This window comes from Mycobacterium sp. IS-836 (assembly GCF_001954275.1).
In the GTDB taxonomy this organism is placed as follows: Bacteria; Actinomycetota; Actinomycetes; order Mycobacteriales; family Mycobacteriaceae; genus Mycobacterium.
Genome location: NZ_MBEU01000075.1, coordinates 94312 through 108487, shown reverse-complemented (window position 1 = coordinate 108487; position 14176 = coordinate 94312). Strand labels below are relative to the sequence as shown.

Genomic DNA, 14176 nt, shown 5'->3' with positions numbered 1-14176 from the left:
CACAGCGACAACCTGCATCACCGATGGAGTTGTCGCTGTGAAGGCGGGCACATTGTCGGTCCCCCGCGCATCGATACCCGTGGGGACATGTTAGTCGCGAAGCGAAAAATGCGGCGGCCGCATCCGGCGATGCCTTTGGTAGAGCTGGTGCGGCGCAACATGACTCGCGCGTCCGCGCCGGCGGTGACAAGCTGCCGAGTGACATGCGACCCCAGAAACCGCTGGCGCCGATCACCAGCTTCTTGTCGCCACCCACTAGCGGTCGATCCAGCCCATCTGCGCCTCGGCGTGGTGACCGCCGACGGCCGGTGTTAGTCGATCGAGCCTGGCCAGCTGGTCGGGGGCGAGCTCGACCGTGTCCGCGGCGGCGTTCTCCTCGAGACGTGCCACCCGTTTGGTCCCCGGAATCGGCACGATGTCGGGGCCTTTCGCGAGCAGCCAGGCCAATGCGACCTGAGCCGGAGTGGCGCCGACGTCGGCGCTGATATCGCGCAACTCGTCGGCGCTGTTGAGGTTGTGCTGGAAATTCTCGTCGAAGAATCGGGGGTTGGTCTTGCGGTAGTCGCTGTCGGGCAGCTCCTCGGTGGAGCGGATCGCGCCGGTGAGGAAGCCGCGGCCCAGCGGCGAGTACGCGACGAATCCGATGCCCAGTTCGCGCAGGACGTCGAGCACTCCCTCTTCGGGGTCGCGGGTCCACAGCGAATATTCGGATTGCACGGCGGTCAGGGGATGCACGGCGTGCGCGCGGCGGATGGTGTTCACGCCGACTTCGGAAAGCCCGATGTACCGGATCTTTCCGGCGGTCACCAGCTCGGCCAACGCACCGATCGTGTCTTCGATCGGGGTGCCGCGATCGAGGCGGTGTTGGTAGTACAGGTCGATGTGGTCGGTCCCCAGCCGTTGCAGGGAACCATCCACGGCGATGCGGATATTGGCGGGGCTGCTGTCCAGGCCGTCGCGGCCGGTGTGCGAGATCAGGCCGAACTTGGTGGCCAGCACAACTTGATCTCGCCTGCCCGACAGCCCGCGTGCGACGAGTTCCTCGTTGACGTAAGGGCCGTAGACCTCGGCGGTGTCGATCAGTGTGACGCCGAGATCGATGGCGCGGTGAATCGTCCGGATGGACTCGGCGTCGTCAAAGCCCCCGATCGAATAGGCGGCGGACATGCCCATCGCACCCAACCCGATACGGCCGACCCGCAAGTCGCCGAGCTGAGCCTGTTCCACACATTCTCCTGTCATTCGGCCGGGTACCGTGGCGCTGTGCACCGCGTCGAGCTTCCCGCGATCTGATGGACCACGCAAACACCGCGCGACCCACCCGCAACCTGGCGGTGGATTTCTACCGGGTCTCCGGCGTCGTCCTGATTGTGCTCGGGCACTGGCTGGCCGGATCGGTGACCTACCACGACGGGCAGTTCGGCCGGCAGAACCCACTCGTCGACATGCCCTGGACGCAGTGGCTGACCTGGCCGTTCCAGGCGGTCCCGACGTTCTTCCTGGCGGCCGGCTACGCCGGCGCGGTGTCCTGGGCGCATCGCCACGACTCCGACGGTATGCCCCGTCCGATCTGGCTTAGGCACCGGCTGGCCCGGGTTCTGGGGCCGACGGCGATCTATGCCGCGCTGGTGTCGGCGATCGTCGTGGTCGCGGACGCCAACCACGTCGCGGGCTCCGTGCTGGAATACGCGGGCTGGGCGGTGGCCATGCATTTGTGGTTCCTCGCTGTGTACGTGATAGTGGTCTCGCTGACGCCGATTGCCATTGCGGCACAACGCCGTTGGGGTCTTCGGGTACCGGCGGCACTCGCGGTGGGAATCGCGGCGGTGGACGCCATATCGATCGGCGGTCACATACCGTACGTCGGCTGGCTCAACTACCTGTTGGCTTGGGGAGCGCTGTACCAACTTGGAATCAGTTGGCACGCCCGGCAATTGAGCACTCGCGGAGCCGCGGCGCTCGGAGCCGGGTCGGCGGTCGCGCTCGCCCTGCTGATTTTGCTGAAACTTTATCCGGTGAGCATGATCGGCGTTCCCGGGCAGACCATCGACAATACGACGCCGCCCACCGTGGCGCTGCTCGCGTTCGGCTGCGCGCAGACGGGCGTGGCAATGGCCCTTGCGCCCGTGCTCAATCGGGCGTTGCGCGCCGGCCCTGTCCGCCGCGTGCTGTCGATAGCCAACAACAATGTGATGGCGCTGTACCTGTGGCACATGATCCCCGTCGTGATCGTCGCGGTCGTCGGCTATCCGACCGGACTGTTGCCGCAGCCGCCCGAAGGAACGGCCGACTGGTGGCTCGCCCGGTTGGAATGGGTGGTCATCCTCGGCCTGGTGACCGCCGTCGAGCTGGTGCTGCTGTGGTGGGGACGGCGGCTTTTCGCCGCCCCGCTCCCGACATTCGGGATACCGCTTCCGGATCGAGGCGGCGAACCGATCATGCTGGCCGGTGCCGCCATGGCCGCATATGGCCTGGCGTTCGTCGCGGCGCAGGGTTTCGCCCCCGATGGGCACCTGCCGTGGGTGACCGCGCTGATCTTCGCCGTCGGGGTCACCCTGGTCGCGCTTCGACCCGCGAAAGTCGGACTGCAGTCGGTGGATTCCGCTCGCTAGGCCTCGGCGAACGTGTCCTCGGGCAGCGGGCGTTGGCACACGGCGCGCGCCTCCTTGGCGCTCAACCCGAAGAGGCGCAGCACATTTTCGGTAACCGTGTCGGCGGCACGTGCGTCGTCACGTTCCGGGTCGTCACGCAACAGTTTTCCAAGTCCGAGCAGTGCGCCGCCGGCCATGGCGAGGGCCAGTTCGGGATCGTCGATGTGGAACCTGCCCGCGTCGACGCCGGCTTTGATGTCGCGTAATGCCCGCGGCGCCAGGCCGCGATCAGACGACAACAGTGCCGGCACGCTGGCCAACAAGATCTCGCTCTCCTGAGGGCGCTGACGGAAGAGCCGCCCGGTCAGCCGGAAGCTGGCGGCGAATGTTTCGGCGGGGTCGTCGATCGACGCGGTGAGCCGGTCCAGCATCGCCCCATGTGCGTCGAGTACGTCGGCGACTGCGGCGTCGAACAGCTGCTCCTTGCTGTCGAAGTGGTTGTAGAAGGAACCCATGCCGACGTCGGCGGCCTGGGTGATCTCCAAGACCGGCACGTTGACCCGCCCTTCGGCGATGAACCGCTGCGCGGCCTTGACCAGCGCCGCCCTGGTGCGTTGCTTACGCCGCTCCAGGCGATTGGGCGACTCGGAATCGTCGGGCATCGCGCTCATGGGTAGAAGTATGCATCACTTTTGAGGATTTCGTCAGAAGTCTTGACTGAACATTGACTCGTATGTGACGATTTCGTCAGTTAAAGGATGGTCAATGATGCAGACGCAAGGCGCCCACCGGGACCTGCACAGTGAGCAGGGCGCACTACCCGGCGAACACCCCGGCCGCTCGCGCAACCCGGTGATCAAAATCGCCGACATTGCGTGGCTGGAATTCGAGAAGCCCGACCTGACGCGCGCCGAGGCGTTCGCGCGGGCCTTCGGCTTTCACTCCGTACACGCCGGTCCTGACGAGGTTCAGCTGCGCGGCACCGATGCGGGCGCACCGTGTGTGGTCGTGCGCCGTGGGCAGCGGACGCGATTCACCGGCGCGGCGTTTCGGGCCCTCGACGAGGCCGACGTGCTGCGGCTGGCCGACAAATCCGGCGCCCCCGCGCGGCCGCTGCCGGAAAGCATCGGCGGGGTGTCCGTCGACCTCATCGATCCCAGCGGCATGCCCGTGCGGGTCGTCGCAGGCATGCACGAACTACCGGAGCTCGTCGGCCAGCCGCCGCACGTGTTCAACTTCGGGCACGACGTGCAGCGCACCAACGCCGGTCAACGCCCCCCGCGGGTTCCCGCTCGGGTGCAGCGCCTGGGTCATCTGGTGGTGCAGTCGACCAAGTACCTCCAGACGTTGAACTGGTATCTGGACAACCTCGGCATGATCGTTAGCGACTTCCTGTTCTTCCCCGGCCAACGCGGACGCGGGCCGGCCATGAGCTTCATCCGCTGCGACCGGGGTTCCATACCGGCCGATCACCACACGCTGGCGCTTGCGCTGGGTCCGGCCAACCGCTACGTGCACTCGGCCTACCAAGTCAGCGACCTCGACGCCCTGGCGGCCGGCGGCGAATACCTCAGGGAGCGCGGCTATTTCCGGTCCTGGGGCATCGGCAGGCACATCCAGGGGAGCCAGATCTTCGACTACTGGCGCGATCCCGACGGCTTCCTGGTCGAGCACTTCGCCGACGGCGACATGTTCGACAACACCCTCGAACCGGGGTGGGCGCCCTTCACCGCGTCCGGATTGGCCCAGTGGGGCCCGCCAGTGAGCCGAGATTTCCTCGGGACCGGGATCAAATCGGCTCGCCACGAACTGGTTTCGATGTTCTCCGCGCTTCGCGACAGCAACGAGTTCGACGTCAATCGCCTCTTTGGCCTCCTGAAAGTACCCACCTCATGACCGTCGCCGTCCTGCACACCGCCGACGCGTGGTGGCGCAAAACGCCGAACGGCGCGGTGAAAATCGACACCGCCGCGACCACGACCGCGCAGCTGCTGGCCGACCGCGCCGCGATCGATGCGGCCGCCGCCAGCGCGGACACAGTCGCCGTCGACAGCCTCAAGCTGATCTCGCCGGTGACCAGGCCCTGCCGAGTTGTGGCCCAGATGACCAACTTTGCGTCGCATGTCAAGGATGCGGGCATGGACCCGGCGACGGTTCCGCTGACCTTCTTTCGCAAGGCATCGGCGTCGATCAACGGGCCGTTCGACGACATCGTGAAACCAGCACACGTGAAGCTGCTCGACTACGAGGTGGAGATCGGGCTGGTGATCGGGCGCGCAATCCCGGTCGGCACAACTATTTCCGAGGCCAACCTCGCCGAATTCATCGCCGGACTGGTTGTGACCAACGACGTTTCCGCCCGCGACATTCAGCTTCCGCAGACGCAGTTCTACGAAGCCAAGTCCTATCCGACGTTCACCCCGGTCGGGCCGGAGTTGGTGCTACTGACCGCCGACGAGCTCAACCGGTTCGGCGAGCTGCGGCTGCGCCTGAGCGTCAGCGGCGAGGAGCGGCAGAACGCCCTCGTCGACGGGGACATGCTGTATCGACCACTGCAGGCGCTGCAGTCGCTCACCCAATTTCAGGAGCTCGCCGCCGGCGACCTCATCCTCACCGGCACGCCAGTCGGCACCGCGCTGAGCGCCCCGCCCAAGCCGGTGGAGATCATCGGAAACTTGTTGCCGCCCGCGATCAAGTGGAAGGCATTTTTCAAACGTCAGGCCGGCAACCCGAAATATCTGGGGCACGGCGACATCGTGGAGGCGTCCGTGTCCACCGATGACGGGGCGATCGACCTCGGGACGCAGCGCAGCGCTGTTCGATTCGCGTGACCGACAAGGCCGTTCGGCACGTTCCGGTTGTCATCGTCGGCGCCGGGCCGACCGGCGTCACCGCCGCCACGCTGCTGGCGCAATACGGCGTGGAATGCCTCGTCCTGGACCGCTGGCCTGGCGTATACCCGCAACCCCGCGCCGTGCACCTGGACGACGAAATCTACCGAGTCATAGCCCGTTTGGGGATTGCTGACGAGTTCGCGGCGATTTCACGGCCCACGCTGGGGCTGCGATTGCTGGACAATCGATTCAGGGTGCTCGCCGAGTTCAACCGCGACACGTCGCGTAGCCGCAACGGCTTCCCGCAGGCCAACATGTTCGACCAGCCCGAGTTGGAGGCCCTGCTGCGGGCAAACCTCGAGCGGTTTCCGAACGCGCAATTGCGCGGCGACACCGAAGTGACCGAAGTGACGGACAACGGAAAGTACGTGCGGGTCACGTTCGCCGACCGCTCCGATGGCCAGGTTCACCACGTCGACGCCGCGTATCTGCTGGGCTGCGACGGCGCCAACAGCATGGTGCGGGCCCAGATCGGCTCGGTCGTGCGCGATTTGAAGTTCGAACAGCGCTGGCTCGTCGCCGACGTCGCCGCCGCGGCCGACCTGCACCAGTGGGAGGGCGTGCATCAAGTCTGCGACCCGGTTCGCGCGGGAACATACATGCGCATCGGGACGGCGCGGTACCGCTGGGAGTTCCAGTTGCTATCCGGCGAAAGCGCTGAGGACTTCGACACCGTGAAGACGTTGCGGCCACTGATCGCGCCCTGGACCGCCGACGTCGACGACGGCGACCTGACCCTGCTGCGCATCACCGAGTACACCTTCCGCGCCCAAATTGCCGATCGGTGGCGCCGCGGCAACATCTTCATCCTGGGCGACGCGGCACACCTCACTCCCCCATTCATCGGCCAGGGCATGGGCGCGGGGTTGCGAGATGCCATGAACCTCGCTTGGAAGATCGCCGGGGTCGTAAACGGCACGCTCGCGGCGGACGTCCTGGACAGCTACGAACAGGAGCGTAAACCGCACGCCCGGGCCATGATTCGGCTGGCGCTCACCGTCGGTCGATCGATGACCGGCGGCGGGCGGCTGGGCAACCTGGTGCGTCGCATGGTGTTACCCCGGCTGCGGCTAGTCCCGGGTCTGCGCGAGAAGGTCGTCGACTCCACCACGCCGGCATTGCACTCATCCGCCCTGGTGCGCAAGGCTCGCCGGCCGGGCGAGCTGGCCGGCACGCTGTGCCCGAATCCCGTTCTGCCCGATGGTCATCGGCTCGACGACGCCGTTGGTGCCGGTTTTGGCATGATCGCGTCCGCTCCGCCGGGCGATCAGGTAGCAGCGTCGCTGCGGCAACGCGGGGTCGCGGTGGTGATCGCTCAACCCGGCGGCGTGCTCGCGACGTGGCTGCGGCGTGGGCATGCCACCGCGGCCATCGTCCGTCCCGACCGAACGGTCATGCGCGCCGGGCGTGACGTTGCCGCGCTGTGCGCATGGACGCTCACGACGGTCGGGCGACGATCAAGGGCCTCCGAACCGAATGCAGGACTGCGTTGCTGACCGAGCCCAGCATGCCGGCCAATCCGCCGCGGCCGTGGCTACCCACGACCACAAGCTGAGCGGATTCCGACTTCTCAACGAGTTGTCGCGCCGGCCGGTCACGCACCACCAGCCGGTGCACCGCCACGTCGGGATAGCGTTCCTGCCAACCGGCCAGGTTTTCGGCGAGGCTGCGTTCCGCCTCGGCTTCCACGCTCGCCCAATCCATTCCGGCGACGTCCAACACGGCAACGTCGCTCCATGCCTGCAGGGCCATCAGGTCGACGCCCCGGCGAGACGCCTCGTCGAACGCGATCGCCGTCGCGAGTTCCGAGGCCGGCGAGCCGTCGATGCCCACCAGCACGGGGGCGTGCTGGGGGTCAGGCATCAACTGATCTTCGTCGCGGATAACCGCGACGGGACAATTCGCGTGGCGAACCACGGCCGAACTGACCGATCCGAGCACGCCGCGGGCCAGCAATCCGCGCCCGGAATTGCCCACGACGACCATCTCCGCCTCATCCGACATCTTGATCAGCGCGGGCACCGGGGCCGAATACACCAACTCCCGGTTGATCGTGACCTTGCGGTCCGCGGGCATCGAATCTTCGGCGATTTTGGCCGCGTGCATGACGGCCCTTTTGCCCTCGTCCTCCAGCCCCACGGCCAACGACTCGGGGTATGGAACCGGCGGCCAGCTCACGGTGGGCGTCACCACCGCATGCACCAACGTCAGGGAAACATTCCTTAGCGCGGCGTCACGGGCCGCCCAGCACGCGGCGGCGTTCGATGCGGGTGAACCGTCGACCGCGACGACGATGCCGCGCGGTTTCACGGGTGCGGACATTTCGTGCTCCTCTCGTCACGAGCGACGCTATAGACCGAAGTAGGTGCCGGGCGTGAGGCTTTAGTCCTCAACGACGGGGACAAAGGGCTTCCGTGGCCGATACCGTTGCCAGTGACACGAGGGGAACCGGATGGAACACCGCGAGCAGTCCACCGACGGCCTGTTGCAGGAGCTGTTGTGGACCTACGGGCCGTGCGGGCAGGAAGACGCGGTGCGCGAGGTGTGCGCCCGCGAACTCCGCCCCGTCGTCGACGACATGTGGACCGATGACGCCGGCAACCTGGTCGGCTACCTCGCCGCCACCGAGGGCCTCCCCGAAGGCGCGGCACACCGGACCGCCACGACGGCGGGGCCGGGCACCGCGACGCGGGTCATGGCGCACATGGACGAGTTGTCCATGATCGTCAAGCGCATCGAGTCCGACGGCACGCTGCACGTGACGCAATTGGGGACGATGTATCCCGGCAACTTCGGGCTTGGCCCGGTCGCCGTGCTCGGCGACCACGAGACGTTCACCGCGGTGCTGACGCTCGGGTCCGAGCACACCACGAAGGAGAGCCCGCGGATCTGGGAGACCAAACCCGATCAAGGCGACAAGGCACTCGACTGGCAGCACGTGTACATCTTCACCGGGCGCAGTCCCGATGAGCTGGATGCCGCGGGGGTGCACGCCGGCACCCGCGTGTGCGTGGAGCGAAGCAAGAGGACGCTGGTCGAGATCGGGGACTACGTCGGTTGCTACTTCCTCGACGACCGCGCCGCGGTCACCGCCCTGCTGCACGCCGCCCGCCTGCTGCGCGATCGCAGCCAACGACCCGCCCACGACGCCTATCTCGTGTTCACCACCAACGAGGAGATCGGTGGCGTGGGCGGCTCCTACGCCAGCGCGTCACTGCCCGGCACCCTCACACTCGCCCTCGAGGTCGGGCCTACCGAGCAGGAGTACGGGACGAGCGTCGCCGGCGGTCCGATCGTCGGATACAGCGATGCCTTGTGTGTTTACGACAAGGACGTTGCCGACCGGCTGATGAGGATCGCCGCCGACCGGGAACTGGAGCCCCAGGCGGCCGCGCTGGGCGCATTCGAATCGGACGCCTCCCACGCGAAGGCCAACGGGCTGACACCGCGAGCGGGGCTGCTGTGCCTGCCCACGCTGAGCACTCACGGTTTCGAAGTCGTGCGGCGCGATGCCATCGGCGACATGGCTGCGATCGTCGTCGACTTCCTGCTGCAGCCGTGAATGTTGTTCAGCTGAACAGGCTTTGGGCGATGTAGTGCCCTTCGGCGGGCGCCGGTGGCACCGCGAAGATCGCCGAGCCGATGTGGCGGATGTACTCGTTGAGAAGGTCGTTGGCCCCGAGACGGTTCTGTAGCCGGATGAAATGCTGTGGATCGTTCTGATAGGAGACGAACAACAAACCGGCGTTGAGTTGGCCGTTGGCGTCGAGGCCGTCGGTGTAGTTGTAGGACCGCCGGCGGATCATGATGCCGTCGTTGTTTTCCCGGGCGGCCAGACCGATGTGCGACCGCGGGTCGATGAGCGGATCGCCGTCGGCGCCCTTGGCGCTGAAATTCGGCGTGTCGAACTCGGTCTTGCCGCTGAGCGGCGCGCCCTCCTCCTTGGTACGGCCGAAGATCTTCTGCTGATTACCGACGCGGTCGACGTCCCAGGTCTCCATCAGCATCCGGATTTTGCGGACGACCTGATACGTTCCCCCGTTCATCCAGGCCTGGTCGCTGTTGTCCACCCAGACGAACCGGTCGTACTCCGCCTGGGTGGTGATGTTGCGAGTACCGTCCTTGAATCCCAACAGGTTTCGCGGCGTGTGCTGGCCGGGGCCGGCCGAGGCTCGTCCGAACCCCAGCACCGCCCAGAACGGCGACACGATGCTGCGCCCGAGGCGGGCGAGGTTGCGCACGGCGTGGTAGCAGACCTGCGGGTCGTCGGCGCAGGCTTGCACTGACAGGTCGCCCCCATGCAGGCGGGGATCCAGGTTGTCGCCGTTGAGCGGGGGCAGGTCGGTGAACACGGCGGGACGCCGCGTGGCCAGCCCGAAGCGTTCCCCGAACAGGGACGGCCCCAAGCCGACGGTGACGGTGAGGCTGGCCGGGCTGAGCCCGAACGCCTCCCCGGTGTCGGTGGGCGGCTGCACCTCGACCTGGGGCTGCACGGTGCCGACGGGATTGCCCTGCTGCAGGACCGCCGCGGCGGCCGACCAGCGCGCCAGCAGGCTTTGCAGATCTCGACGGCTGGCGCTGTCGGCCAATGAGAAGGACATGAACACCGCGTAACGCTGTGGGAGCGTGGCGATTCCGCCTTGGTGAGCCTGGCCGTAGAAGGGGTAGCTGCGGCGCAGGTCGACGGTGTCGTTGTCGTCGTCGCGCTGCGTGGCCGCGGTCGCGTAGCCGGCGAACCCGCCGCCGACGGCGCCGACCGCGGTGCCGGTGAGCCCGGCCAACATGGCGCCGCCCAGCATCCGCCGGCGCGATACGCCGCTGTTGTCCACCGGCGACTCCACGTCATTGCCCGCCGCGGAGGCGGATTCGGCTTGCTCGTCGTCCGCCATGGTCAGCCCGCCGAGACGACTTTTTGGGCGACGGTGGACAAGCTCTGGTGCAGCGGCTGGGTCACCGCGGTGAGTTTGGTTGCGTCGCTAGCCCGCAGCGCCGGTGTGTACGTCCTATAGCCGCCCAACGCGGACGGGTCGCGATAGCCGTCCAAGACGTTGCGCACCGCCTGGAACTGCTGATCGATCTGGTTGACCAGATTGGCGTCGATCTTCTCCAGACCCGGCCGCAGCGACGCGTAGGCCTGTTGAGCGCCTTCGACGTTGCCCGAGAAATCGACCAGGTCGATGTGGCTGAAGGCCTCCTCCTCGCCGGTGATCTTGGTGTTCTGCACCTCTTCGATGAGATCGCTGGCGCCGTTGGCCAAATCCTCGGGCTTGTATTGGAGCGTGGCGACCGTCGTGTTCAATTTGCTTACGTTGCCGACCAATTCGGTGCTGAACGCCTTTGTGCCCGGGGTGATCGCGCCGCCCTGCCACAGGTCGCGTTCGATGGCGTGGAAGCCCTTCCATCCGACTTTGGCGTCGACGGGGGTGGACTCACGCATGTCGATCAGATAGTCGAGGTTGCCGGCGTTGTCGCCGACGGCGAAGCCCGGCAGGACGAAACCCTCCACGCTGGATTCCGATCGCTCCCAGAACAGGCGCGCCTTGGCGTAGGCCGCTTTCGCGGCCTCGACGTTGCCCGATTGCACGGCGGCGTCGAGCGCCTTCACGCCGTCGCCGAGCTGAGCGATCTGGCTGACGATGTAGGCGGCGTAGTCCTTGGTGCCCTGGCTGAGGATGCTCGCCACTGTGCCCGTCGGTGTGGCCGACGCTTGGCCCGTCACCGTCAGGGTTTGATATTCGGCGCTGGCGCCGGGGCAATACAGCTGATAGGAGCCGCCGTCCAGGGTGATGGTGAACGACACCGGATCCAGGCCGGGCGCGAGGTTTTCCTTTTCGCCCACGATGCGCTGGTCCCTGAGCAACTCCATTTCGGTGATCCCCGGCGCACCGGTGTTGACCACCGTGAAGGTGACCGGCCCGGCGGGCACGCTGGTGGTGTCCAGCGCGCACCCGTCCTTGCCGCCGTTGTTGGCCATCGTCACCTTCACCGCGTTCTTGCCGCCCGGCTGTCCCGGTTTCGCCGGGCTCGAGCTGCCGCTCGAGTGGCCGCACGCGGTCGCGAAGAACAGCGAGGCCGCGATCGCGAGCAAAGCCGGTGCGGTCAGCCAGAATTCACGGGACCGGAACCGTGCCCGGACGGTGTGATTCACCATCGATGGATCTCCTCTCCTGCTCGGTTCCGGCGCGGTCGCCGCGTCCCGAAGCTACCGCAGCCGCACCGCATGCCACCGCGAATGCACACAGCACCAACGGGAGCCAGACTTTCCAGAGTTGCCGCTCGTCGCGCTCACGGGCGTTGGCCGAGATGCGCGCCGCCGTCGCCTGGTCTTCGGCGCCGGCGGTGGACCAATCGGTGGGCAGCGCGCCGACGCTGACGGTCTTCGGGCCGGCGAGCCCGCCGCCGGTGAGCACGGCGGTGCGATTGCTGGCCGCTTGGGCGCTAACGACCGAATCACCTTGGGCCAGAACCGTATACACGGTGCTGGCGGCCCACTGCGCACGGAAGGGGCCTGGGGTGCGGGCCAGTGTCACGCCCACGGGCAGCCGCCCGCCGGTCAGGCTCGACAACTCCTCCAGTGTGACCGTCGGGGGGCTGGGGCCGGGGTCGGCGGGAACCGTCGCCTGCCACGCCTGCACCGTGACCCCGCCCACGGTTTGGACGCCTGCCCCGGCGAGTTCGACCCTGCGGGGATGTTCCTGGCCCGTGATTGCCAGCGAACGGCCGTCGGGTTTGGACAGCAGCGACACGCTCGCGGTGTGACCGAGACGGTCGGTGACGGCGCGGGTCCGCGATCCGGCGGCGGAGCCCCCCGCGGGCACCGCGATCGCCAGCAGCGCCGCGGCGATGAGCAGGGCCGCGGCGGCGGCGGCCAGCAGGCGACGCCGGATTCGGGGCGCGGCGGCGAGCCGGGCCGGCCACAGGAACACGACGAGCACCGGGACCGCATAGAGCAGCCAGCCGAGCACCTCGATCAGCCGGGGATCGGGCGGCAGCCCGAACACCCCGGTGATCAGCGCACCCAGCATGGATTGGCTGGGCATCCAGGCCGAGAAGTCGAACACCTGTTGCTGGCCGATGGTCACCCAGCCGGCCTCGTGCGCGGTGCGCAGGCCCCCCATCACCAATCCGGCCGCGATCAGCACCAAAAACACCCCGGTGACACGGAAGAACCGGCCGAGATTGAGTTTCAAACCACCGAAGTACAGGCCGCCGCCGAGCGCGATCGATACCGCGATCCCGGCTGCGCCGCCCAGCACGGAGAACCACCGGTTGCCGTGCGACGTCTCGGCGGCCGCCAGCAGGAACACCGACGTCTCGAAGCCCTCCTTGAGCACGGCGAGAAAGGCCATGACCACCAGCGCCAGTGCGCCGCCCCGGTTGAGCGCCTGACGGGCCTCCCGCTCGAGTTCGCCCTTGAGCCGCGGGGCATTGCGGTTCATCCAGATGATCATCGAGGTCACGAACACCACCGCGATGGCGTTGATGACCGTCTCCATCATTTCTTGTTGCGCCTGCGGCAGGGTCGCCGAAACCAGATCCAACCCGACGCCAACCGCGACGCTGATCGCCACGGCCAGGCCGACACCGATGAACATCGGGCGCGTCGACTGACCGTTGCGCTTGAGGAAGGCGCCAACGATGCTCACAATGAGCGTCGCCTCCAGACCTTCGCGCAGGCCGATGAGGAACGTGCCTATGAAAACCCCGTATATCCCCTGCATTCACCCGGTTCCTGTCCCGCCATCGGGAGCTCCAAGTTAGCGTAGCCTAACTAACGGCCGGTCGTTAAGCGGGGGGTTTACCTGGCTTTTACGGGCCGACAGGCTGCGTCACGAAGTCGATGAGTTCTTCGACGCGGCTGATCAACGCCGGCTCCAGGTCGTTCCAGTCCCGCACCCGCGAACGGATGCGTCGCCAGGCGTTGGCGATGTCCGCCTGGCTGGCATGGGGCAAGCCGAGCGCCGCACAGGCGCCGTGTTTCCACTCGACGTGCCGCGGCACCGTCGGCCACGCCTGCAGGGCGAGCCGCTGCGGCTTTACCGCCTGCCATATGTCGACGTAGGGGTGCCCGACGACCAGCGTGTGCGGGCCGCCCGGCCCGCGCCGCACCGCGTCGGCAATGCGGGCCTCCTTCGAGCCCGCCACGAGGTGGTCGACGAGCACGCCCAGCCGCCGGCCCGGGCCGGGATCGAACTCGGCCACGATGCCGACCAGGTCGTCCACCCCGCCGAGGTGCTCCACGACGACACCTTCGATGCGCAAGTCCTCGCCCCAGACCTGTGCGATGAGTTCGGCGTCGTGGCGGCCCTCCACATAGATGCGGCTGGCGCGGGCTACCCGGGCGCGCACGCCGGGCACCGCGACGGACCCCGACGCCGTCCTGCCCGCGGCGGCGCGTGCCGGGCGCCGTGGCGCCGTGAGGATCACCGGGCGGCCTTCGAGCAGATACCCGGGGCCCAGCGGGAAACCGCGGACGTGGCCGTGTCGGTCCTCCAGTTCCAAGCGGCCGTGTTCGACGCGGACAACCGCCCCGACATAGCCAGTCTCCGCATCCTCGACGACCAGGCCGAGCTCGGCTTGATGCTCAGTCGAACGGGGCTTACGCCGGCCGGCGGCGAGAACATCGGGTCCGTAGCGATCCACGCGGCAATACTAGGAAGCCTTGCGGCCAAACGTCGTTACGGCGCGCCA

Annotated in this window: 12 protein-coding genes and 1 pseudogene; 5 read left to right on the top strand and 8 right to left on the bottom strand. The window is 67.4% G+C overall.

What is annotated here, in order from left to right; all coding sequences use genetic code 11:
- Positions 1 to 128: 128 nt before the first annotated feature.
- Both A5747_RS25565 and A5747_RS21505 read right to left on the bottom strand, forming a co-directional pair.
- A pseudogene (locus A5747_RS25565) lies at positions 129 to 256 on the bottom strand (NAD-dependent epimerase/dehydratase family protein); the annotation flags it as partial.
- Positions 256 to 1227: an aldo/keto reductase gene (locus tag A5747_RS21505; protein ID WP_076128105.1), complete on the bottom strand. Its 972-nt coding sequence runs from the start codon at positions 1225 to 1227 to the stop codon at positions 256 to 258. The gene A5747_RS21505 and the pseudogene A5747_RS25565, both read right to left, overlap by 1 nt.
- A 65-nt stretch (positions 1228 to 1292) precedes the next feature.
- On the opposite strand from A5747_RS21505, the gene A5747_RS21500 reads away from it, so the two are divergent.
- On the top strand, positions 1293 to 2612 hold the full coding sequence (locus tag A5747_RS21500) for an acyltransferase (protein ID WP_076128103.1): 1320 nt from the start codon (positions 1293 to 1295) through the stop codon (positions 2610 to 2612).
- On the opposite strand, the gene A5747_RS21495 is transcribed toward A5747_RS21500, so the two are convergent.
- On the bottom strand, positions 2609 to 3262 hold the full coding sequence (locus A5747_RS21495; protein WP_076128101.1) for a TetR/AcrR family transcriptional regulator: 654 nt from the start codon (positions 3260 to 3262) through the stop codon (positions 2609 to 2611). The genes A5747_RS21500 and A5747_RS21495 overlap by 4 nt on opposite strands.
- A 97-nt stretch (positions 3263 to 3359) precedes the next feature.
- Between A5747_RS21495 and A5747_RS21490 the strand changes: the two genes are divergently transcribed.
- Genes A5747_RS21490 through A5747_RS21480 form a run of 3 tightly spaced genes read left to right on the top strand, consistent with a single transcriptional unit; the run spans position 3360 to position 6981 of the window.
- Complete coding sequence (locus tag A5747_RS21490) at positions 3360 to 4487, top strand: VOC family protein (protein ID WP_369805161.1); 1128 nt, start codon at positions 3360 to 3362, stop codon at positions 4485 to 4487.
- Positions 4484 to 5422: a fumarylacetoacetate hydrolase family protein gene (locus A5747_RS21485; RefSeq protein WP_076128096.1), complete on the top strand. Its 939-nt coding sequence runs from the start codon at positions 4484 to 4486 to the stop codon at positions 5420 to 5422. The genes A5747_RS21490 and A5747_RS21485 overlap by 4 nt, the downstream gene beginning before the upstream one ends.
- A complete protein-coding gene (locus tag A5747_RS21480; RefSeq protein WP_076128095.1) occupies positions 5419 to 6981 on the top strand; it encodes a bifunctional 3-(3-hydroxy-phenyl)propionate/3-hydroxycinnamic acid hydroxylase in 1563 nt (520 codons plus the stop codon). Before A5747_RS21485 ends, A5747_RS21480 begins: the two co-directional genes overlap by 4 nt.
- On the opposite strand, the gene A5747_RS21475 is transcribed toward A5747_RS21480, so the two are convergent.
- Positions 6923 to 7807, bottom strand: a complete 885-nt coding sequence (locus A5747_RS21475) for a universal stress protein (RefSeq protein WP_076128093.1) — start codon at positions 7805 to 7807, stop codon at positions 6923 to 6925. The genes A5747_RS21480 and A5747_RS21475 overlap by 59 nt on opposite strands.
- 130 nt (positions 7808 to 7937) lie before the next feature.
- Here A5747_RS21475 and A5747_RS21470 point away from each other — a divergent pair, with 130 nt between their 5' ends.
- Positions 7938 to 9047, top strand: coding sequence for a M42 family metallopeptidase (locus A5747_RS21470; RefSeq protein WP_076128091.1), 1110 nt, complete (start codon positions 7938 to 7940; stop codon positions 9045 to 9047).
- 7 nt (positions 9048 to 9054) lie between these two features.
- Here A5747_RS21470 and efeB read toward each other — a convergent pair whose 3' ends face one another.
- From efeB to A5747_RS21450, 4 genes are all read right to left on the bottom strand, one after another.
- Complete coding sequence (gene efeB, locus A5747_RS21465; protein WP_076128089.1) at positions 9055 to 10374, bottom strand: iron uptake transporter deferrochelatase/peroxidase subunit; 1320 nt, start codon at positions 10372 to 10374, stop codon at positions 9055 to 9057.
- Positions 10375 to 10376: 2 nt separating this feature from the next.
- Entirely contained in the window at positions 10377 to 11552 is a 1176-nt protein-coding gene (gene efeO, locus A5747_RS21460; RefSeq protein WP_198938236.1) for an iron uptake system protein EfeO, read from the bottom strand.
- A gap of 43 nt (positions 11553 to 11595) precedes the next feature.
- The gene (efeU, locus tag A5747_RS21455; RefSeq protein ID WP_076128087.1) at positions 11596 to 13206 is read right to left on the bottom strand and encodes an iron uptake transporter permease EfeU; all 1611 of its coding nucleotides are present in this window, start codon (positions 13204 to 13206) and stop codon (positions 11596 to 11598) included.
- Positions 13207 to 13294: 88 nt separating this feature from the next.
- The gene (locus tag A5747_RS21450; RefSeq protein WP_076128084.1) at positions 13295 to 14128 is read right to left on the bottom strand and encodes a DUF3097 domain-containing protein; all 834 of its coding nucleotides are present in this window, start codon (positions 14126 to 14128) and stop codon (positions 13295 to 13297) included.
- Positions 14129 to 14176 lie beyond the last annotated feature (48 nt).